The organism is Nitrincola alkalisediminis (assembly GCF_009821115.1).
Lineage (GTDB): Bacteria > Pseudomonadota > Gammaproteobacteria > Pseudomonadales > Balneatricaceae > Nitrincola > Nitrincola alkalisediminis.
The window spans coordinates 229,647-249,839 of record NZ_VYTY01000004.1 but is presented as its reverse complement, the minus strand read 5'-3'; the positions used below and the strand labels follow the sequence as shown (position 1 = coordinate 249,839).

Sequence of the window (20,193 nt, the reverse complement as noted above, 5' to 3'; positions counted from 1 at the left end):
TCTGACGAAAGAGTAAAAAATGGGTCTTAGTATAACGAAAACAGGGGCGTTGCACTATGCAAAGCCCCTGTAATCAACACTGAATTCATAAGATATTAGTTGAGACCTAACATAGGTGCTAAACGCTCAGCAGGCAGATATCCCGGCAGCAGAGTTCCATCTTCTAAAACCAATGCAGGTGTGCCAGTAACGCCCATTTTTTGCCCCATCACCAACTGACCCACAACTGGGTTTTCGCAATTTTCCTGGGCAATTGTTTTCCCTGCTTTGACACGATCCATTCGCTGATTACGTTCTTGTGCATCTTTACCGCACCAAATAGACACCATTGTGTTATAGGTTGCTGTGTTTGGACCGCCACGCGGGAAGGCTAAGTAACTGACCTCAACCCCCATCTTATTTAAGGCAGGGATCTCTTCGTGCATACGACGGCAGTAAGGACAATCAACATCGGTAAACACCCACAAATGCGCTTTACGATCACCCTCTGCAGGGTAAGTGATAATGTCGGCTGCTGGCACATCGGCCAACGCCTCTAAACGAAGGCGGTTTTGCGCTTGCTCAGTTAAATTAACCAACCCCTCAGCATCATCAATTTCATATAGATGGCCTACCAGTAAAAAACGCCCTGTCGATTCGGCGTACAAAATTTCACCACTCTCCAAGGTCACTTGATAAAACCCCTCCAACACGGCAGGCTCTATCGACTGCACGGGAATTCTGGCATCGGCTTTATTAAGCTGTGAACGAATGGTCTCTTTAGGATCAGAGGCCCAAACCGCAACACTCAAGAAGACTGCGGTCAGCAAAACAGCCAGCGAACTTTTTTTCATAACATCCTCAGATCGTCATTAATTACAGGGATAAGAGTCTCAAACCAGGCTTTAGTTCAACCTCGGGGGTGATGTGCCTGATGAATTGCATTCAGTCGGTGCGTCGCCACATGAGTGTATATCTGGGTTGTGGATAAGTCAGAATGCCCTAATAACATTTGCACAACACGTAAGTCTGCACCATGATTCAGCAGATGGGTCGCAAAAGCATGACGCAACACATGGGGAGATAGAGGCTTATCAATGGCGGCCACCTCCGCATGGTGCTTAATTCTATGCCAAAACGTTTGCCGCGTCATTGCACTGCCACGCTGGCTTGGAAACAGGATCTCTGATGAAGACCGGATCAACAAGGGCCGAGACTCGCGCAAATATCGATGGCACCATTCGACGGCGGTATCGCCAACGGGCACCAAACGTTCTTTATTGCCTTTTCCCACCACTCGCACAACACCCAATCGAAGATTTAACTGATCCAACTCCAACTCAACCAGCTCAGTCACTCGCAAGCCAGACGCATAGAGCAGTTCCATCATGGTTTTATCACGCAAACCTAAGCAGTCGCTCACATCTGGGGCCGATAAAAGCGCCTCCACATCCTGCTCAGTCAAGGTTTTAGGCAACGGACGTGCAGGCTTTGGACTGGCAAGCGTGAGAGTGGGGTCTTCGTTAAGCTCCCCTTCCCGTAGACAATAACGATAAAAGCCACGCAAACACGACAAGGCTCGTGCCGATGAAATCGATTTAAAACGCTCTACCACTCGCCAAGCTAAGTAGGCTTGGAGGTCGGATCGACGCGCGCTTAACAAATGTATCGAGCGCTCATTCAGCCAACAGGCGAAATGGCACAAATCCCGCTTATAGTTACTCAAGGTGTTGGGACTTAACCCTTTTTCTAACCAGAGGTTACGGCAAAAACGTTCAATCAAAATCTGATCTTGATCGCTCGGCAAAAGCGCGACATAACGCCGATCCGCCATTAACGATAAACCTCGGTCGCTTGAATTTTATCCAATTCAAAGGGGTACTCCGCCACACCTCGATCCACCCGTTCAATAACCCGGATGTTGTTGCCCTCAACCGCGACCAAGATCCCTTCGACACGCTTACCAAAGAAGGTATAGAAACGAACGGGATGACCGATGTAATTGAAAAACTCGTCTGGACTCGTCTCGCGAAACTGGCGAGGCACAAACACGTTTTCAGTTTCAACGGGAGTGGATCGCCGTCTAGGATTCAGCTCTGGCACTTCGGGCTCAGGTATTTCGATTTGCATCGAAATGGCCTCAAGCAATGCAATCCACTCATCGTCGGTTAATTCGATGTGAGTTCCATTCACTTTAATGCTAGGCCTCAGTAAGCCAATGTAATCCGCTGGCTCATGTGAGCGCGCAAAGGTTAATGGGATTACCAGCTCAGTGGGAGACAGACTAACCTCCAATTCAGCATCCGGACGGCTCATCGCGTCGTAACCCGCTATCATGGGGCGCGTTGGCTCAACGCCACGCTCTCGCAACCAATCCTGTATCATTAAGCCATGATTTAAATAAAACTGAGCAGGTGACACTTGCGACTGAGTCGAACAGAATTCGCCTCGACGCCGATTAAACCCTTCATCTGAGTAACGCAATTTTGCATTCAACACACCAGGAACTTCGCGCAAATTCGATGCTTGACGCAGTGTTAAACCTAACACAGCCGAAAAATCAATTTGCCACCAGTCTTTCACATTGGCATTGACGTCTAACTGTACACGGTTTTCGTCTAGACGTTGCCAATTAAAATAGAAATCCGTTTGCACTAAACGCATACCGATCATACGCAGTGTCGTTAGGTCGAAACTGCGTACATTTCCACAACCAAAGGCAATAGGGCTGACATGAGAGGGAGGCGTATCGCTCATTAACTGTTTAGCCATATGTTCGAAAGACGTAAACAGAGGCGAATTAAAATCCAGCGTTAAGCCCGTCATGCTCACATGCAGATCATTCGGTACGCTCTCGCGATTTAAGGTCGCACCTGGATTTAACCAAAATGCTGGATCGCGGCTACGCATTAATAGAGTATCGATCAGAAAGGGATTTGCCTGCCCTAACGGCATGATGCGGATACCTTGAATCTTTACTTCACCAAAGGGTGACAAGACTAAGCGATTGTAACTCACTTGAAGTAACGGATTGAGCCCATTCAACGTGCTGTCCAGTTCTCGCTTCAACTGATACCAATAAAGACCATAAGCGGCCAGTGCAAAAGCGACCATCAAGCCTAGGAAGGCAAAAACCCATTTAACTGTACGCATCAAAACTACCCTGTGTATTCACAACCACTTATTCCATTCTATTTGACGGGATGCATTATAGCGAATAGATCAAGTAAGATTTCTAGAAAAAAGATACTTTTCTATATTGAAGACGGATTTCATGACATTCACAACAAAAAAGCGGCTAAAAAGCCGCTTTTTTTATCAGGTATCGAAAAGTTGGAATTAACCCAATTTTTCTTTGATACGTGCAGACTTACCACTACGCTCACGAAGGTAGTAGAGTTTAGCCTGACGAACATCACCACGACGCTTAACGCTGATGCTGTCGATAACAGGGCTATACGTCTGGAACGTACGCTCAACGCCTACACCGTGAGAGATCTTACGAACGGTGAAAGCTGAGTTTAAACCACGGTTACGCTTACCGATTACAACGCCTTCGAAAGACTGTAAACGGGTACGCTCACCCTCAACCACTTTAACCTGAACTACAACGGTATCACCCGGTGCAAATGCAGGCACCTCTTTGTTCATTTGTTCAGCTTCAATCTGCTGAATAATTGTGCTTTTGCTGCTCATCGCTCGCTCCTATTTTTTCAACCGCACGCCGCTTGGGCTTCGCGGATATATTCGCTTAACAGCGTTTGCTGTTCTGGGCTTAGATTCATCTGTTCGAGCAAATCAGGTCGACGCTGCCAGGTTCTACCAAGCTGTTGCTTTAATCGCCAACGCTTAATTTCAGCGTGGTTACCACTCAGCAACACCTCTGGCACATTCATGCCATCAAGCTGTTCAGGACGAGTATAATGCGGACAATCTAGCAGACCATCAGCAAAAGAATCCTCTTGTGCTGATAACTCATGACCCAATACACCGGGCAAGAGTCTTGAAACTGCGTCAATCATCACCATTGCGGGCAACTCGCCTCCACTGAGAACAAAATCACCCAACGACCACTCTTCATCTATTTCGGCGTGTATCAGGCGCTCGTCAATACCTTCATAACGTCCTGCCACCAAAATAAGACTCTCATGAGTCGCTAACTCTTCTACACCAGCTTGGTTGAGTTTACGCCCTTGGGGTGATAAATAAATCACCTTCGCCAGCCCAGGCGCTTTCGCCTTAGCGGCTTGGATCGCATCCCTCAACGGCTGCACTTTCATTAGCATACCTGGACCCCCACCGTAAGGGCGATCATCCACGGTACGGTGCTTATCGAGCGTAAAATCTCTAGGATTCCAACACTCTAGATGTAAAGCACCTGAACGCACAGCCCTTCCTGTAATGCCATAGCCTGTAACAGCCTGAAACATTTCAGGAAACAAACTAACGATCCCGAACCACATTCGTTAAAACTCTGGATCCCAGTTGACCCTAAGCTCACCCGACTCTAGATCTATCTTTGTTATCACTTGATCCGGTAAATAAGGAATCAAACGTTCAGCATCATCAATGCTGTCTTGAGTTGCTTTAACAACCAACACATCGTTTGAACCTGTTTCAATCAAGTGATCAACCCGCCCCAACAAAACGCCGGATTCGGTATAAACCAAAAGATTTTCAAGCTGACTCCAGTAGTACTCACCGTCATCTAAATTTGGCATTTGGGATGCAAAAACACTAATTTCAGCACCAACGAATGCGCGAACGTCTTCAGGAGTATCTACACCCGCCAACTTGGCAATCAAGCCTTTTCCATGAGGTTTAAAGGATTCAAGCTTTAACGCTTTCCATTGCCCCCCATGGTTTACCTGCCAAGGTGTATAGGTGAACACGTTCTCGATTGGATCCGTGTAAGAATAAATTTTCACCCAGCCCTTTACCCCATAAGGAGCACTGAACTTAGCGATGACTACACGCTTATCGGTTGATTCACCTTGCATATCTGACAGGTCCGCCAAGCTAATTACTGTGCGGCCTTACGTGCATCTTTAACCAGCTGGGCAACACGCTCAGACGGCTGTGCACCTTTGCTGATCCAGTAATCAACACGCTCTAGGTTGACGCGTAAACGCTCTTCCTGACCCCGAGCAATAGGGTTAAAAAAGCCCACCCGCTCAATAAAGCGGCTGTCACGCGCAAAGCGCGAATCGGCAACGGTGATATGATAGAACGGACGCTTTTTAGCGCCGCCGCGAGACAAACGAATAGTGACCATGCGCTGGACCCCTTTATTTCGCAAGGATGGGTTTTAGGATCGCCCATCGTTAGTAATCCCCGCTCAGTTCGCTATGTAAGCCGGCTGAACGAGGGCCAAATCAAAATTAAGGCGCGAATTGTACGTTAAACGCACACACATTAAAAGCCTGATAAGTGCTATAGCGCCCCTTAAGCACGACTATTCCTGATTTTTTCTTTTGCCAACTCCAATGCAATGGCACCTGTGGGTCTTGATTCCACTTGGCTTCTTTCAAAAATCATGCTTAGCGTGTTTGAGATTCCCTCAACATGGCTTTTTACCAGCAAAGGATCATAGCCGACCCGTTCGTAATAAATATCGATGATGCCACCTGCGTTTATCGCAAAATCGGGTGCGTACAAAATCCCCTTTTCGTGCAACTGACGGTCATGACACTCACGTTCCAACTGATTATTCGCAGCCCCTGCAACCACTTTTGCTTGCATGGCCTGAATAGACGCATCATTTAATACGGCTCCCATGGCACAGGGTGCAAAAACATCAACATCGAGCGATGCAATTTCGTCCGATGACACCACGGTCGCGCCTAGCTCCGCTTGCGCTTTGGCCACGGCATCTGGATAAATATCACTGACGTAAAGCTGGGCACCCGCCGCATGAAGATGCTGAGCTAAACGATACCCCACATTGCCGATGCCTTGAATCGCCACTTTTAACCCCTGTAAGCTGTGATGACCAAAACGCGCCTGCACTGCCGCTTGCAAACCTACGAAGACACCGTAGGCGGTTGCGGGTGATGGGTCACCATTATTTCGACCACCGACTAGACCTGGGCGGTCATGAATTCCAGCCACATACGACGTATGCTTTGACATGACTTTAAGATCGGCCACTCCCGTTCCAGAATCCTCAGCCGCAATATAACGGCCACCCAAGGATTCTAAACAGCGCCCCATCGCTTCCAGAAGCGCTTGTGATTTATCTTGGCGTGGATGACCTATAATCACGGACTTCCCGCCACCTAACTTCAAATTTGCCAAGGCGGATTTATAGGTCATCCCTTTTGAAAGACGAAGTACGTCTGTGATGGCTTGAGATTCGCTTTCATAAGGCCACATACGACAACCGCCTAAAGCGGGCCCTAGCTGTGTATCATGAATGGCAACGATTGCTTTAAGCCCTGAGCTTGCATCATGAAAGAAAACCACTTGCTCGTGCTGCTCGAATTCAACATGCTGAAATACTGACATCGTTTTTTCTCCTACAACTGGATCTCAGTTGTAACTTGATTTTTTATTATAAGTGCGCCAGAAATGCCCAGCCCACGGAAAACCACCCTTTTGGGATGGCAAATGGGAAGTTAGGTCAGACGCGCCTCTAGGTCAAGGTGCATTTGCATCTTTGCAGGGCACTGCATTTTGAATTTTAGTGAACAAGTCTTTCTCAAGCGCTAAAATAACGCCCTATTTTTTGAGAGCCGCCCGATGAACATAGCGCTAACACCCATAACGTCCTGGCAAGATGAGCTAAAAAATGCCATCACCTGCCCTGAACAATTGCTTAAAGAGCTCGAGCTACCCGACTCTCTTCTTGCGGGTGCTAAGCTGGGTGAAGCATTATTTTCTTTGCGCGTACCTCGACCCTATTTAAGTCGAATAGAGAAAGGCAACCCTAACGACCCGCTACTAAGACAAATATTGCCCCTTCAGGAGGAGGCCTCAACGGTTCCTGGATATGTATCAGATCCTTTAGCGGAAAACTCTGCAAATCCGCAATCCGGCCTAATTCATAAATACAAAAACCGTGTGCTATTGATTATGAGCGGCGCCTGTGCCATTAACTGCCGCTATTGTTTTAGACGTCATTTTGCCTATGATGAGAATCAGATTGGGCGCCAACAGTGGGCATCTGTCCTTGCGTATTTAAAAAACAATCCCCAGGTCAACGAGGTCATTCTGTCCGGAGGCGACCCACTTGCAACCAGCGATCAGCGCTTACTGAATATTCTGGCTGATCTCAACCAACTGCCCCAACTGACACGACTGCGCATTCATACCCGCCTTCCAGTGGTCATTCCTCAACGAATAACAAACAATCTTCTGACTGGCTTACAGGGGTCGCGACTTAACGTTGTCATGGTGCTTCATATCAACCACCCCAATGAGATAGATGACGCCGTTATCCGAACCTGCCAACGAATTAAATCTCATGATATTACGCTCTTGAATCAAGCTGTTTTGCTAAAAGGCATCAATGATGACGTCTCTGTACAAAAAACACTCAGCGAAAGGCTTTTCGCCGCAAGCATTCTACCGTATTATCTATTCCTATTTGATAAAGTCGCTGGAGCCGCGCACTTTGACCTAGAAGAGTCCGTTGCTAAAGAGCTGGTTGGCAAACTGCAAGCGGAACTTCCGGGTTACCTTGTGCCTCGCTTAGCGAGAGAGATTCCTGGCAAGCCCGCAAAAACCTTGCTGGCACCACTACTGAACACCTAATAAACCGGAGTAGTTACATGAAAGCAGGCTCTGCATTCGGCACTCGCCGCAGCCCTCTTTTATCCCCTCGCTTTATACGCACAGCTGCTTTACTAAGCACCGCCTCTTTGCTGTCCGCTTGCGGCAGCCTTGATTTTAGTATGTTTGCTCGTAAATCAGCACCCGTTGAAGAAGTGGTTGAAGTGATTCCACCCCCTCCTGCTTTGCCCAAGCCTGCACTGATTATCAGTCGCATGGTCGCAGAACCTCCTCAATCAAGAGGGGATGCAGGTGCATACATTGATTTTATCAATGGCACAGACCTAACCGTTGAGTATGTGATGTTCAAAACCACAGCTTACGATGAAAGCGGCCGCATCGTGCCTGCGAAGCGTTCTGGAGATCCGAATACTTGGCTTCGTGTTGCCGGTCCTTTTGCACCCGGACAAGCCAGTGGCAGTCGTCATTGGGAGCAACTCTGGCAAAACCGCAATCTACGCTGCTTTGAAATTGAAGGCGTTGAGTTGATTTACATGGATGGCATGGTCGAGTTTTATGAGTCAGACCGAATCGCCTTATTGCCAGGCAGTGAAGACAAAAACAGCTGCAGTTAAGACTCTGCTACAGACAAGCCCATAAGCCGCTTACTCGCTAAGCACCCTGCTTATGGGTTTTTTAATCTTCAAAAACGCTAAAATTGGCCTTAGGCTCGGTTTAGAGTAAAATTATCGATTCTTTTTCCGTTTCAATTTGTTTCAAGGAACTCTAATGGCAACTTATTCCAGTAACCAGCTTAAGAATGGCCTCAAAGTAATGCTTGATGGTGACCCATGTACGATGCTGGATGTTGAATTCGTTAAACCCGGCAAGGGTCAGGCCTTTACTCGGGTAAGACTTCGCAATTTAATTACAGGTCGCGTCTGGGAAAGAACCTTCAAATCCAATGAAACACTGGAAGGTGCTGACGTAATGGATACCGACATGGAGTATCTATACAACGATGGCGAAATGTGGCACTTCATGGACAACCACACCTTCGAACAGGTTGCCGCCGATAAGAATGCAGTGGGTGATAATTACAAATGGCTTAAAGAACAAGACAAAGCCACCGTTACCCTTTGGAATGGCAACCCTATCGCTATCACCCCACCTAACTTTGTTGAGCTTGAAGTGGTCGACACGGATCCAGGTGTCAAAGGCGACACAGCTCAAGGCGGCTCTAAACCCGCAACGCTCACCACTGGAGCGGTTGTTCGCGTTCCCTTATTTATCGAAATCGGGCAAAAGCTGCGCATTGATACGCGTACAGGTGAATATGTCAGCCGTGCATAATAGCTGGCGACCCACCGCCTCTATTCAGAATTTACGACGTCGCGCAGAAATTCTGAGTCAGATACGCGCATTCTTTGCCGAACGTCAAGTGATGGAGGTGGACACCCACCTCTTATCTCACTGCGCGGTCAGCGATCCCTTTATTGACTCAATGCAGGTCAACTATCAAAGTTTACCGGGTGGCGAGATCACTCCGATGTTTTTGCAAACATCACCGGAGTATGCGATGAAACGCTTACTCTGTGCAGGTAGCGGCCCCATTTACCAGCTCGCCAAAGTCTTCAGAAACGGTGAGTCTGGTCGTCGACACAACCCAGAGTTCACCTTGCTGGAGTGGTATCAAACTGGATTTAATCTGCCGCAATTGATGCAAGAAGTTGAGGCGCTTATTCAGTTGATCCTACCTGATCAATCCTTTGAATACATAAGCTATCGTGATGTTTTTAAAAGAACGTTACAACTCGATCCTTTCACCGCAAGCTTAGCAGAGTTAAAGGCCGCTTGCCGCGAACAGGTTGAAGCCTCTTTTGAGGATGAGGACCGCGACACTTGGCTGAACCTTCTCATGTCGCATCTGATTGAACCCCACTTAAACGCAACCTTTGTTCACAGCTACCCCCCCTCACAAGCCGCCTTGGCTAACATCGCTCAAGATGAGTATGGGACACGTGTCGCGGCTCGTTTTGAAGTGTACGTTCGAGGGATTGAGCTTGCAAATGGCTATCATGAGCTCACAGATGCCCAAGAGCAAAAAAGACGCTTAAAAGCCGATCACGATCAACGCAAACAGCTTGGCCTTCCAACCTACCCTCTGGAGATGCGATTGGTTCATGCACTAGAGCAAGGCTTACCTCATTGCTCCGGTGTGGCACTGGGCGTCGATCGATTAATTATGCTGGCGTTAGGCTGCAACCAGATCCAAGACGTCATCCCTTTTTCGATTGATCATGCTTAAATTAAACTAAAGTCGAACCTATAAAAGTACTACTTTTGGTGCGGGATCACATATACTTAGTATTAGTTAAATTTAATATTACTCAGATTTTCATACTGTTAGCTCTCCCTATAGGCAAGGTTCAAGCTTAGTGCCCTTAACACTTGCTCATCCTATCCTCCCTTAGGATCTGAGCCATTGGAGCCCCAGCCATGTTAATAAAAATGAAACTTCGCACACGCATGTTGATCTTGATTGCGCTTATCATCTTGGGGTTAAGCTTACTCACCCTTACCTCAATCCTGTCAACACAACGCGATCTAACCCAAGGCCGAAAGGACGTGATAACGGCCGTTTTAGAGTCGGCTTATAGCATTGCTGAGTTCTATCACAGCAAAGAACGTGATGGCAGCATGAGCCGCGAAGATGCACAACAGGCAACGGTTGCTGCCTTTTTAGCGGGTCGTTACGGCGGACTGGATGGAAAAACCGAGTATGTATACGCCTGGACAATGGATGGAGTCGGTGTCGCCCACGTGAATCCTAACTTCATCGGTCAAAACATGATGAATCAAGTACGTGATGTTAAAGGTCGATACACCCTGCAAGACATCTCAAGTGCCGCCCGCCAATCACCTAAAGGGGCTTTTGTTGATAGCTTATTCCCTCGCCCAGGCACAACTGAAGCCGTTGAGAAACTTCAATTTACGAAGATGTTTGAACCTTGGGATTGGTTTATTGGTACCGGAATTTACATGGATGACCTTGCTGCCGATATGCGCAAACAAATTATTGCTGACATCAGTACCGCATTGATCATTATCACGTTGATTACAGCCTTAGCTTTATTGATTGCACGCAGCGTGCTGAGGCAAATAGGAGGCGAACCCGCCGATGCCATCCGCTTTATGGCCAGTGCTGCTGCAGGCAATTTAACCATCAAAATTGATCAAGCCCCTAAACACAGCGTATTGGATGAACTGGCAAAAATGGTGGCATCACTACGCGACACCATGAACCATATTCGTGATGAATCGGCACGTGTGAATGGCAACGCAAACACCATTAACCAAGCAACTGCCAATGTTGCAAGTGCTGCTTATGAACAGTCAGAGGCAATCACCTCAATGGCTGCCGCCATTGAAGAAATGACCGTTAGCATTTCACACATTTCTGACAGTGCTCGTGACACTGAAGACAGCTCGAAATCATCGGCTCAGCTGGCAGAGCAAGGCGTTCAACAAGTTGCACTTGCCAATACCGAAATTCACAAAATCGCCAAGACGGTTCGTGAAGCCTCCACCAAAGTTGAAAATTTAAACAATCGTGCAACGCAAATTTCTTCGATTGCTGGTGTCATCCGTGACATTGCCGAGCAAACCAATTTATTGGCCTTAAATGCAGCCATTGAAGCGGCACGTGCAGGCGATCAGGGCCGAGGCTTTGCAGTGGTTGCCGATGAAGTCAGAACACTGGCCGGACGCACCGCGAACGCCACAAGCGATATTGAAGCCATGATCGCAGGCGTCTTAACCGAAACCGGTCAAGTGGTGGACACAATGAAAACAGCGCTGCCACAGGTTGAGTCAGGTGTTAGTGCAACGGAAACTGCATCGCAGATTCTCGCTCATATCAAACAGGAGTCTCACTCCACCTTAAAGAGAATTTCGGAAGTCGCCAACGCGACACGAGAACAAGGCTTGGCAAGCAGCAGCATTGCTGAAAAAGTCGATCAAATTGCAGCCATGGTTGAAAGCACTAGCCAAGCCATGCGCGCAACCGCTGAGAGTGTTCATGAGTTAAATCAGGTATCATCTGAGCTGAATACCATGGTGAATCGATTTCAGTGCCACTGAATCGTTCATCCGAACAATCTCTTGAACAAGGATTAAGGATGTCAAACTTACGTTACTCTCTGCCCAGCCTGCTATGTGCGGGCTGGATGTCCATGTCCGTTGCCTATGCAGACGCCTCATTCGAAGCCTGTAAGAGTGAGCTGCGTCGCTCTGCGATCAGCAATCAGATTTCTGCTCAGACGTTTGACCGATACGTAGGTGGTGTACAACCTGACATGACCGTTATTGATCGCCTCAACTTCCAACCTGAGTTCAGAACTCCGATCTGGGACTACATGGCAGGTTTAGTGGACGAAGAGCGTGTTGAAAAAGGTCAACAGATGCGAGCCGAACATGCGCATCTCTTACAGGAAATTGAACAGAAATACGGCGTCGAAGGCCATATCGTTTTGGCCATTTGGGGTGTTGAAACCAACTATGGAGCGATTTCAGGTCGCTACTCCGTTGTCGATGCCTTAACCACGTTAAGCTGCATTGGCCGTCGTCAGACATTTTTCCGCAACGAGCTAAACAGTGCATTACGCATCCTTCAAGGCGGACACGTTAACCCTGATGACTTCAAAGGCTCTTGGGCGGGTGCTTTCGGTCATACTCAGTTTATTCCCTCAACCTTTGAGCGCATTGCGGTCGACTTTACCGGTGATGGCAAACGCGACATTGTTGGCAGCATTCCCGATGCACTTGCCTCTACAGCAAACTATCTTAAGCGTTCAAACTGGCAAGCCAATCAACCTTGGGGATTTGAGGTTAAACTCCCGGCCAACCTGAACACAAACGATGAGGGCCGCCGCACCAAACGACCTCTTTCAACCTGGGCACAACGAGGCCTGACTCGCGTTAATGGCTCCCCTCTCACTGCTCAAGGATTAAGGGCTGACATGCAAGCAGGCCTCATTATGCCCGCTGGCCCTGAAGGCCCTAGCTTCCTTGTATTTCGGAACTTTGATGCCCTATTTAGCTATAATGCGGCCGAAAGCTATGCATTAGCGATTGGTCATCTCTCTGATAGAATTTTAGGTGGCCCTGGCTTTAGCACACCCTGGCCCACTGATGATCCACCGATTTCACGCTCAGAACGACGTGAGTTGCAGCAATTACTGCTGGATCGTGGGCATGATATAGGAGCGGTCGATGGGTTGATTGGCGATAGGACGCGCGGAGCCATTCAATTGGAGCAACGCCGCTTAGGACTCGCGGATGATGGGCGTGCAGGCTTAAAAATACTGACTGAGCTACGCAAAGGTCACTGAGCAGCGACCAACCTGGAGCGTTATTCGACGCCCCAGGCCAACACAAGCATTACATGCGAGGGAAACCACCACCGCCACCCATACCGGGTGGCAACATGCCTTTCATGCCTCTGGCCAGCTTAGCCATACCGGACTTAGTGCCAAACTTTTTCATCATTTTGGCCATTTGCTTATGCTGTTTGAGCAAACGGTTCACATCTTGAATCTGCGTACCGGAGCCCATCGCAATTCGGCGCTTGCGCGAACCTGAAATAATATCAGGATTGCGTCGCTCGCCTGGCGTCATTGAATTGATGATCACCTCAAACTGCTTCATGCCTTTTTCAGCTTGTGCCGTTTGTGCTGCCTGAGCCATTTGCCCCATACCGGGCAATTTCTCCAGCATGTTCATCATGCCGCCCATATTGTTCATCTGCTGTAACTGTTCACGGAAATCTTCAAGATCAAACAGTTTGCCTTTGGTAATTTTCTTGGCAAGTTTTTCCGCTTTAACCTTGTCGATCTTGTGCTCGGCCTCTTCTATCAAGCTCAGCACATCGCCCATTCCAAGAATACGGGAGGCGACTCGCTCGGGATAAAAAGGCTCTAGGGCATCGGTTTTTTCACCAACACCTAAAAATTTGATGGGCTGTCCCGTTATATGACGAACCGATAAGGCCGCTCCACCGCGAGCATCACCGTCGGTCTTCGTTAGGATGACCCCGGTTAACGGCAGCACTTCGTTAAAGGCTTTAGCGGTGTTGGCTGCGTCTTGCCCTGTCATTGAGTCAACGACAAAGAGCGTTTCAATCGGTTTGACCGCCGCATGCAACTGACGGATTTCTTCCATCATTGCTTCGTCAATGGCTAAACGACCCGCGGTATCAACCAACAGCACATCATGATGCTGCAAGCGAGCGTGACGTATGGCCGCTTCGACTATATCAATCGGCTTTTGATCGGCAGACGATGGAAAAAAGTCAACCGCGACATCCTTCGCCAGCGTTTCGAGCTGGCGTATCGCGGCAGGACGGTATACGTCTGCTGAGACGACGAGTACTTTTTTCTTTTTACGCTCTTTCAAGAAACGCGCAAGCTTGGCAACCGAGGTGGTTTTACCCGCCCCCTGAAGACCGGCCATCATGATGACAGCAGGTGGAGTCACACTGAGGTTAAGCTCAGAATTGGCCTCACCCATCACTTTAATCAGTTCTTCATTTACGATTTTGACAAAGACCTGCCCAGGACTGAGGCTTCTGCTCACCTCTTGCCCGACGGCACGCTCTTTAACACCGTTAATGAACTCTTTTACAACCGGAAGCGCAACATCCGCCTCCAACAACGCCATGCGCACTTCACGCAAGGTGCCTTTAATATTGTCTTCAGTCAGGCGCGCCTGACCGGTCACACTCCGCAGGGTTTGCGTGAGTCTATCTGTTAAATTATCAAACATCGGGTGCCCCTGGTTTGTGTCTTTGCCCCGCCATGGCTGGAATCAGCAACACAATGAAGTCAAAGCTGTCATTCTTTTATGGTGACATTATACAGAAGCTGTTCTCAAGACGGCAGCTTATATTTCTTCTGAGAGGAGTTTATGCCAAACTTGCACTCCGATAAGGAGATTTTCTAAGATGCTGATCAGTACGACATTTGCAACCTCTTTCTTTTACGCCATCGCATCCTGGCTTCAGTGGCAACGTGCCAAGGGTAAAACCTCTGATGTTCGCATCAAGGTTCTTGTCTTTGCGATTTTGGGCTTCTTAGCGCATGGTGTCTCCGTGTACTTCACACTTCATCATGCACAGGGGATAGATTTAGGTCTTTTCAGCGTAGGCTCTTTGATCGCTTGGCTTGTCACAGCCCTCGTCATCGGCAGCAGCTTCAGGCAACGCGTGGACAACCTTTTTATTGGCGTGCTGCCAATGGCAATGCTCGCTACGCTCTGTGCTGCATTTATTCCATCATCCGGTGTTCATCGTCCTTATGAAGGTGGATTAATCGTTCATATTCTCTTGTCGATTTTAGCCTACAGTATTTTCACTTTAGCCGTACTGCAAGCCTTGCTCTTGTCTCGACAACAACTGGCGCTTAAACAACACCATACGCGTGGACTGGTTGCGAGTTTACCACCACTGCAAGTGATGGAGCGTTTGTTGTTTGAAATGATCTGGGTGGGCACTATTTTACTGAGCGCGGCTCTTTTAAGTGGTTTTTTGTTTGTCGACAACTTGTTTGCTCAACACTTGGTGCATAAAACGCTGCTGTCGATTGGGGCTTGGATCATTTTCACAGGCTTACTGATTGGTCGTGCAACATTGGGTTGGCGTGGGAATACTGCCATTCGCTGGACAATTGGTGGATTTATCCTATTAATGCTGGGTTTTTTTGGCTCCAAACTCGTATTAGAACTCATTCTAACGAATTAACATATAACTATTGACAGAACTGGGCTCGACTCAGAAAATACAAGGCCATTCAATAAAAAAGGTCTGATCTCTTGGAAGACGCGTCGATAGGTTCTTTGCTGATTCTACTTGTATTTTTAATTTTTCTTTCAGCCTTTTTTTCCAGCTCCGAAACGTCGATGATGGCATTGAATCGTTATCGACTAAGGCACTTGGTCAAACAGAAGCACCGAGGTGCCTGCCAAGCCAGTCAGTTGCTAGAGCGCCCTGATCGACTGATTGGGGTCATTTTAATTGGTAACAATTTCGTTAATATTCTTGCCTCCGCCATTGCAACGATCATCGCCGTTCGCTTATGGGGAGATGCGGGCATTGCCATCGCTACTGGTCTGCTGACGCTGATCATACTCATTTTTGCAGAAGTGACCCCAAAAACAATTGCTGCTATTCATCCAGAGCGCATTGCTTTTCCTGCGGCATTTATACTCAGGCCTCTACTTAAAATCATGTACCCCATGGTGTGGATCATCAATACCATCACCAACGGCCTCATGCGCATGCTACGCATTAATATGAATGGCCAAGGCAGTGATCATTTAAGCACAGAAGAGCTCAGAACTTTGGTCAATGAAGCGGGAGCTTTACTGCCCAAACGCAATCAATCAATGCTGTTAGGCGTGCTGGAATTAGAGGCCGTCACTGTCAATGACATTATGATTCCGCGCAATGAGGTCGAAGGCATCGACCTTGATGAGAGCTTAGATACCATTTTAACTCAGCTGTCTAAGACTCAGCATACACGATTGCCCATTTTTCATGGCGATATTAATCAGGTTGTTGGTCTTTTACATATGCGCAACCTTGCCCAGCTCATTCAAAAAGGCGAGGTGACAAAAGAGGCCATTCTTGCGGTAGCCCGCGAGCCTTATTTCGTTCCTGAAAGCACCCCCTTACAGACACAATTGCTTAACTTTCAAAAAGAAAGCCGCCGCATTGGTATTGTGGTTGATGAATATGGCGATGTCGAAGGGATCGTAACACTGGAAGATATTCTGGAAGAAATCGTTGGAGAACTCTCTGAGCAAAACAACGATCTGATTGAAGATATACACCCCCAAGAGGATGGCAGTTTCTTTATTGACGGCGGTGCTTATATTCGTGACATCAATCGCGCCTTGGATTGGGACTTACCCACCGATGGCCCCAAAACACTCAATGGTCTGATTACCGAAACACTCGAGTCATTACCGGATGCTAATGTCTGCTTAGAGATTAACGGCTATCGCGTTGAAACCTTACAAATACACGATAAATTTATTCAGACAGCACGCATGGCCAAAAAGAGCTAAGCGTCTTTTTCAGCCAAACGTCTTTCGGGGCGGACTGGAAATGCAGACGGCTTATTAAAGCCTACGGTGAGCAGCTCATTAATCACATGTGCAGTTAACCCCCAGATCAACTCACCCTCATAGCGCCAAGCAGGTACGAGCCATTCTTGACCATTACGCTCAAATCGATGCGTAATGGGCGCTGGGCACTCGAGAAAATAACGAATCGGCACACGAAAGATTCGTGCGATTTCGGCAGGATTAGGGACAAGTTCAACTTGCGCTGGAATGACACCGACCCAAGGGGTCACTTGTAAACCATGCTTAGACACGACCTGGCTCAAGGTCATTTGCACCTTGACCTGCTCTGGCATCAGCCCAATTTCTTCATGAGCCTCACGCAGAGCCGTGGTTTGTAAACAGTGATCAATTGCATCTCGCTTACCACCCGGAAAGCACACTTCGCCCTTATGGCTGTTTAAATGCTGCGCCCTTACAGTCAAGATCAACTCAGGGTTCATCTCATCCTGCGTAAGGGGAACTAAAATAGCGGCTTCTTCGCCTGATGTACGAAGACACCAAGGACGATGGGTCGATAATTGTTTTAATGCATCTGAAAGCATACCACCTCCTGAACTTAATTCATGATAACCCGTAAAAAGGGGGTCGACTAGTCCGTTCTCTCCTGTCTAAAATACGGTTGAATAAAAAAGGAAGATTCTATGAAATTTTGCTCTCAGTGCGGCGCGAACGTCTCACATAAAATTCCCGCAGGTGATAACCGACATCGCTATGTTTGTGATCACTGCCATACTGTGCATTATGAAAACCCTCGCATCATTGCGGGCTGCCTTCCTGTCTACAAAAACCAAGTGTTGCTGTGCAAGCGCGCAATTGAGCCTCGCTACGGACTATGGACGCTACCAGCAGGCTTTATGGAAAATGGCGAATCAACAGAGCAAGCTGCTCTTCGAGAGACTTACGAAGAAGCCAATGCAAAGGTTCATATCGAAAAACTCTACACCCTAACCTCCATACTGCATGTGGATCAGGTACAAATCATTTATCTGGCAACCTTGCCCGAACCAAAGTTCAGTGTCAGTGAAGAGTCACTTGAGGTGAAGTTGTTTTCTGAAGATGAGATTCCGTGGGACGAACTCGCCTTTCCAACCATCACCAATGCATTGCGCTTTTATTTTGAAGACCGAAAAGAAGGGATATTTCCAATGCGGCATTTACAGATAGGACGTAACGCCTCGGGAGAATGGTACTGTGAACTTGGGAGCCATCAGTAAAGGCACAGCAGACTCGCTTATTGAATAGAGAGTCTGCTGAAACCTACTTTATCTGAGCGATAATACATCCTGCATATCGTACAGACCGGCCGATTTATCCTGTAACCAGCCTGCCGCTCGAACAGCGCCTTTAGCAAAGGTCATTCGACTTGAGGCTTTGTGCGTGATTTCGATGCGTTCACCCTCTGTTGCAAACAGAACGGTGTGATCACCAACGACATCGCCCGCACGGATGGTCTCAAAACCAATTTCTTTGGCTGATCTTGGTCCGGTATAGCCTTCCCTACCATAAACAGCACAAGTTTTGAGGTCACGCCCTAATGCATCTGCAACGACTTCACCCATTCTCAGAGCGGTACCTGAAGGTGCATCCACTTTATGTCGATGATGCGCTTCGATCACCTCAATATCGTAACCACCGTCATCACCCAATGCTTTTGCGGCAATCTCAAGAAGCTTAAAACAGAGGTTCACACCCACACTCATATTTGGGGCAAACACAACTGCAATTTGCTCACCTGCACGCGTAAGTGTTGCTTTTTGCTCATCGGATAAGCCCGTCGTCCCAATGACGATTTGCTTCTTATGCTCAACACAAAACGCCAAATTTTGCATAGTGACGTCAGGGGCGGTAAAGTCAATTAACACATCAAAATCCTTCACCGCTTCGGCTAAGGATGCCACTAGTGTAACACCGAGCTTACCAACACCTGCCAGCTCGCCAGCATCGGCTCCCAGCAACGAACTGCTCGGTTCAACAATGGCGGCAGCCAGAGTGACTCCTTCAGCTTGAGTGACCGCTTCGATTAAGGTTTTACCCATGCGCCCAGCGGCACCTGTGACTGCTATTTTGATCATTACTTTTCCTTACTGCCCCTAATGGCTTAGGTCATGTCTTCAAAAAATTTCTTAACCGAGTCAAAAAACCCGTGACGCTTGGGGCTGTGCTTATGCTGCCCTTCTTCAGTTGCATCCTGAAACTCACGTAAGAGCTCTTTCTGACGACTGTTAAGATTAACCGGTGTTTCAACAATCACTTTGACCATCAAATCGCCCACACCACCACCGCGAACTGGCGTTATACCTTTGCCACGCAAGCGGAATAACTTTCCGGTTTGCGTCTCCGCAGGTACTTTTAGTTTGACGCGTCCATCCAATGTTGGCACGTCAAGCTCGCCACCGAGTGCGGCATCCACGAAGCTGATTGGAACTTCACAATATAAGTGCTTTCCATCACGCTGGAAGATCGGATGTTCACGGACATTTACCTGAACATACAAGTCGCCCGTTGGGCCACCATTGGCGCCAGCTTCACCTTCTCCGGCCAAGCGAATACGATCACCTGTATCAACACCTGCAGGAATTTTAACCTGAAGCGTTTTGACCTTTTCAACACGTCCATGCCCATGACACGCTGTGCAAGGATCTGGAATAATCTTGCCCGAGCCATGACAGGTAGGACAGGTTTGCTGAACAGAGAAAAACCCCTGCTGCATTCTAACCTGACCCACACCACCACAGGTTGAACAGGTTTTAGCACTGGTTCCAGGTTTCGCACCACTGCCGTTGCAGACGTCGCAACTGGCCAAAGAAGGTACGCGCAAACTTTTTTCACAACCACGTACGGCTTCTTCAAGCGTAAGGTCTAGGTTGTAACGTAGATCGGCACCTCGCTGCACACTGCTGCGACGCTGCCCTCCACCGAAGATATCCCCAAAGACATCGCCAAAGATATCTGAGAAGTTACCTTCAAAGCCACCGCCTCCGCCAAAGCCACCGGCTTGACCATCAACACCCGCATGACCAAATCGGTCATAGGCCGCTTTTTTCTGATTGTCAGACAAGACTTCGTAGGCTTCGCTTAGCTCTTTGAATTTATCTTCTGACTCTTTATCTCCGGGATTACGATCCGGATGATATTTCATTGCAAGACGGCGATACGCTTTTTTGATATCGCGGTCTGAGGCATCACGAGAGACACCCAGTAGTTCGTAGTAGTCTGTTTTTGACATAGTCCGAATCTGATCCGGTTATCTATGACTCCTCCGGGAGCCGGACACGACAACGCGGGCCTTTGCCCGCGCTGCCACACATTTGTACT

General features: G+C 48.1%; 21 protein-coding genes. 9 read left to right on the top strand and 12 right to left on the bottom strand.

The genetic code is table 11. The features are described 5' to 3' along the window. Positions 1-95: 95 nt before the first annotated feature. The 8 genes from F5971_RS08905 to F5971_RS08870 all read right to left on the bottom strand — a co-directional run bounded on the left by F5971_RS08905 (position 96) and on the right by F5971_RS08870 (position 6,486). Positions 96-833, bottom strand: a complete 738-nt coding sequence (locus F5971_RS08905; RefSeq protein ID WP_193494757.1) for a DsbC family protein — start codon at positions 831-833, stop codon at positions 96-98. 56 nt (positions 834-889) lie between these two features. Next, a complete protein-coding gene (gene xerD / locus F5971_RS08900) occupies positions 890-1,813 on the bottom strand; it encodes a site-specific tyrosine recombinase XerD (protein WP_193494756.1) in 924 nt (307 codons plus the stop codon). Then, positions 1,813-3,132 carry an LSm family protein gene (locus F5971_RS08895; RefSeq protein ID WP_193494755.1) on the bottom strand — a complete coding sequence of 440 codons (1,320 nt, stop codon included), beginning with the start codon at positions 3,130-3,132 and terminating at the stop codon, positions 1,813-1,815. The genes xerD and F5971_RS08895 overlap by 1 nt, the downstream gene beginning before the upstream one ends. Positions 3,133-3,318: 186 nt before the next feature. Further along, on the bottom strand, positions 3,319-3,675 hold the full coding sequence (rplS, locus tag F5971_RS08890) for a 50S ribosomal protein L19 (protein ID WP_036513963.1): 357 nt from the start codon (positions 3,673-3,675) through the stop codon (positions 3,319-3,321). Between the two features lie 17 nt (positions 3,676-3,692). After that, the gene (trmD, locus tag F5971_RS08885) at positions 3,693-4,442 is read right to left on the bottom strand and encodes a tRNA (guanosine(37)-N1)-methyltransferase TrmD (protein ID WP_036513965.1); all 750 of its coding nucleotides are present in this window, start codon (positions 4,440-4,442) and stop codon (positions 3,693-3,695) included. 3 nt (positions 4,443-4,445) lie between these two features. After that, complete coding sequence (gene rimM / locus F5971_RS08880; RefSeq protein ID WP_036513966.1) at positions 4,446-4,979, bottom strand: ribosome maturation factor RimM; 534 nt, start codon at positions 4,977-4,979, stop codon at positions 4,446-4,448. Positions 4,980-5,002: 23 nt separating this feature from the next. Beyond that, positions 5,003-5,254, bottom strand: coding sequence for a 30S ribosomal protein S16 (rpsP, locus tag F5971_RS08875; protein ID WP_036513967.1), 252 nt, complete (start codon positions 5,252-5,254; stop codon positions 5,003-5,005). Between the two features lie 170 nt (positions 5,255-5,424). Further along, positions 5,425-6,486 (bottom strand): Glu/Leu/Phe/Val dehydrogenase, encoded by a 1,062-nt coding sequence (locus F5971_RS08870; protein ID WP_193494754.1) that lies wholly within the window; start codon positions 6,484-6,486, stop codon positions 5,425-5,427. Between the two features lie 234 nt (positions 6,487-6,720). Here F5971_RS08870 and epmB point away from each other — a divergent pair, with 234 nt between their 5' ends. From epmB to F5971_RS08840, 6 genes are all read left to right on the top strand, one after another. Next, positions 6,721-7,734 carry an EF-P beta-lysylation protein EpmB gene (gene epmB / locus F5971_RS08865; RefSeq protein ID WP_036513969.1) on the top strand — a complete coding sequence of 338 codons (1,014 nt, stop codon included), beginning with the start codon at positions 6,721-6,723 and terminating at the stop codon, positions 7,732-7,734. A gap of 17 nt (positions 7,735-7,751) precedes the next feature. Next, the gene (locus F5971_RS08860; RefSeq protein ID WP_036513970.1) at positions 7,752-8,327 is read left to right on the top strand and encodes a hypothetical protein; all 576 of its coding nucleotides are present in this window, start codon (positions 7,752-7,754) and stop codon (positions 8,325-8,327) included. Positions 8,328-8,481: 154 nt separating this feature from the next. Continuing rightward, positions 8,482-9,045, top strand: coding sequence for an elongation factor P (efp, locus tag F5971_RS08855; RefSeq protein WP_193494753.1), 564 nt, complete (start codon positions 8,482-8,484; stop codon positions 9,043-9,045). Beyond that, entirely contained in the window at positions 9,029-10,000 is a 972-nt protein-coding gene (gene epmA / locus F5971_RS08850; RefSeq protein ID WP_036513971.1) for an EF-P lysine aminoacylase EpmA, read from the top strand. The genes efp and epmA overlap by 17 nt, the downstream gene beginning before the upstream one ends. A 191-nt stretch (positions 10,001-10,191) precedes the next feature. Beyond that, a complete protein-coding gene (locus F5971_RS08845; RefSeq protein WP_036513972.1) occupies positions 10,192-11,835 on the top strand; it encodes a methyl-accepting chemotaxis protein in 1,644 nt (547 codons plus the stop codon). A gap of 38 nt (positions 11,836-11,873) precedes the next feature. Next, entirely contained in the window at positions 11,874-13,085 is a 1,212-nt protein-coding gene (locus tag F5971_RS08840) for a lytic murein transglycosylase (protein ID WP_193494752.1), read from the top strand. Positions 13,086-13,134: 49 nt separating this feature from the next. On the opposite strand, the gene ffh is transcribed toward F5971_RS08840, so the two are convergent. Further along, positions 13,135-14,517, bottom strand: coding sequence for a signal recognition particle protein (gene ffh, locus F5971_RS08835; RefSeq protein ID WP_036513973.1), 1,383 nt, complete (start codon positions 14,515-14,517; stop codon positions 13,135-13,137). Positions 14,518-14,695: 178 nt separating this feature from the next. Here ffh and F5971_RS08830 point away from each other — a divergent pair, with 178 nt between their 5' ends. Together F5971_RS08830 and F5971_RS08825 are read left to right on the top strand one after the other, a co-directional pair. Continuing rightward, positions 14,696-15,490: a cytochrome C assembly family protein gene (locus F5971_RS08830; protein WP_036513974.1), complete on the top strand. Its 795-nt coding sequence runs from the start codon at positions 14,696-14,698 to the stop codon at positions 15,488-15,490. A 71-nt stretch (positions 15,491-15,561) separates the two neighbouring features. After that, entirely contained in the window at positions 15,562-16,818 is a 1,257-nt protein-coding gene (locus tag F5971_RS08825; protein WP_036513975.1) for an HlyC/CorC family transporter, read from the top strand. Here F5971_RS08825 and F5971_RS08820 read toward each other — a convergent pair. After that, positions 16,815-17,420, bottom strand: coding sequence for a CoA pyrophosphatase (locus F5971_RS08820; protein ID WP_193494751.1), 606 nt, complete (start codon positions 17,418-17,420; stop codon positions 16,815-16,817). The two genes, F5971_RS08825 and F5971_RS08820, sit on opposite strands and share 4 nt — an antisense overlap. A 99-nt stretch (positions 17,421-17,519) precedes the next feature. On the opposite strand from F5971_RS08820, the gene F5971_RS08815 reads away from it, so the two are divergent. Further along, the gene (locus F5971_RS08815) at positions 17,520-18,092 is read left to right on the top strand and encodes an NUDIX hydrolase (RefSeq protein ID WP_051514639.1); all 573 of its coding nucleotides are present in this window, start codon (positions 17,520-17,522) and stop codon (positions 18,090-18,092) included. Positions 18,093-18,140: 48 nt separating this feature from the next. Here the strand turns inward: F5971_RS08815 and dapB are convergent, their stop codons facing one another. Continuing rightward, positions 18,141-18,950 carry a 4-hydroxy-tetrahydrodipicolinate reductase gene (dapB, locus tag F5971_RS08810; protein ID WP_223116297.1) on the bottom strand — a complete coding sequence of 270 codons (810 nt, stop codon included), beginning with the start codon at positions 18,948-18,950 and terminating at the stop codon, positions 18,141-18,143. 26 nt (positions 18,951-18,976) lie between these two features. Then, positions 18,977-20,104, bottom strand: coding sequence for a molecular chaperone DnaJ (dnaJ, locus tag F5971_RS08805; RefSeq protein WP_036513976.1), 1,128 nt, complete (start codon positions 20,102-20,104; stop codon positions 18,977-18,979). Positions 20,105-20,193 lie beyond the last annotated feature (89 nt).

Bases quoted from the DNA above. Each gene is read 5' to 3' on its own strand.
- xerD (WP_193494756.1), bottom strand. From the start codon at position 1,813: ATGGCGGATCGGCGTTATGTCGCGCTTTTGCCGAGCGATCAAGATCAG.
- F5971_RS08870 (WP_193494754.1), bottom strand. From the start codon at position 6,486: ATGTCAGTATTTCAGCATGTTGAATTCGAGCAGCACGAGCAAGTGGTT.
- dnaJ (WP_036513976.1), bottom strand. From the start codon at position 20,104: ATGTCAAAAACAGACTACTACGAACTACTGGGTGTCTCTCGTGATGCC.
- F5971_RS08820 (WP_193494751.1), bottom strand. From the start codon at position 17,420: ATGCTTTCAGATGCATTAAAACAATTATCGACCCATCGTCCTTGGTGT.
- F5971_RS08860 (WP_036513970.1), top strand. From the start codon at position 7,752: ATGAAAGCAGGCTCTGCATTCGGCACTCGCCGCAGCCCTCTTTTATCC.
- F5971_RS08845 (WP_036513972.1), top strand. From the start codon at position 10,192: ATGTTAATAAAAATGAAACTTCGCACACGCATGTTGATCTTGATTGCG.
- ffh (WP_036513973.1), bottom strand. From the start codon at position 14,517: ATGTTTGATAATTTAACAGATAGACTCACGCAAACCCTGCGGAGTGTG.
- rpsP (WP_036513967.1), bottom strand. From the start codon at position 5,254: ATGGTCACTATTCGTTTGTCTCGCGGCGGCGCTAAAAAGCGTCCGTTC.
- epmB (WP_036513969.1), top strand. From the start codon at position 6,721: ATGAACATAGCGCTAACACCCATAACGTCCTGGCAAGATGAGCTAAAA.
- F5971_RS08895 (WP_193494755.1), bottom strand. From the start codon at position 3,132: ATGCGTACAGTTAAATGGGTTTTTGCCTTCCTAGGCTTGATGGTCGCT.
- rimM (WP_036513966.1), bottom strand. From the start codon at position 4,979: ATGCAAGGTGAATCAACCGATAAGCGTGTAGTCATCGCTAAGTTCAGT.
- F5971_RS08830 (WP_036513974.1), top strand. From the start codon at position 14,696: ATGCTGATCAGTACGACATTTGCAACCTCTTTCTTTTACGCCATCGCA.
- F5971_RS08905 (WP_193494757.1), bottom strand. From the start codon at position 833: ATGAAAAAAAGTTCGCTGGCTGTTTTGCTGACCGCAGTCTTCTTGAGT.
- dapB (WP_223116297.1), bottom strand. From the start codon at position 18,950: ATGATCAAAATAGCAGTCACAGGTGCCGCTGGGCGCATGGGTAAAACC.
- efp (WP_193494753.1), top strand. From the start codon at position 8,482: ATGGCAACTTATTCCAGTAACCAGCTTAAGAATGGCCTCAAAGTAATG.
- F5971_RS08815 (WP_051514639.1), top strand. From the start codon at position 17,520: ATGAAATTTTGCTCTCAGTGCGGCGCGAACGTCTCACATAAAATTCCC.
- F5971_RS08840 (WP_193494752.1), top strand. From the start codon at position 11,874: ATGTCAAACTTACGTTACTCTCTGCCCAGCCTGCTATGTGCGGGCTGG.
- epmA (WP_036513971.1), top strand. From the start codon at position 9,029: ATGTCAGCCGTGCATAATAGCTGGCGACCCACCGCCTCTATTCAGAAT.
- rplS (WP_036513963.1), bottom strand. From the start codon at position 3,675: ATGAGCAGCAAAAGCACAATTATTCAGCAGATTGAAGCTGAACAAATG.
- trmD (WP_036513965.1), bottom strand. From the start codon at position 4,442: ATGTGGTTCGGGATCGTTAGTTTGTTTCCTGAAATGTTTCAGGCTGTT.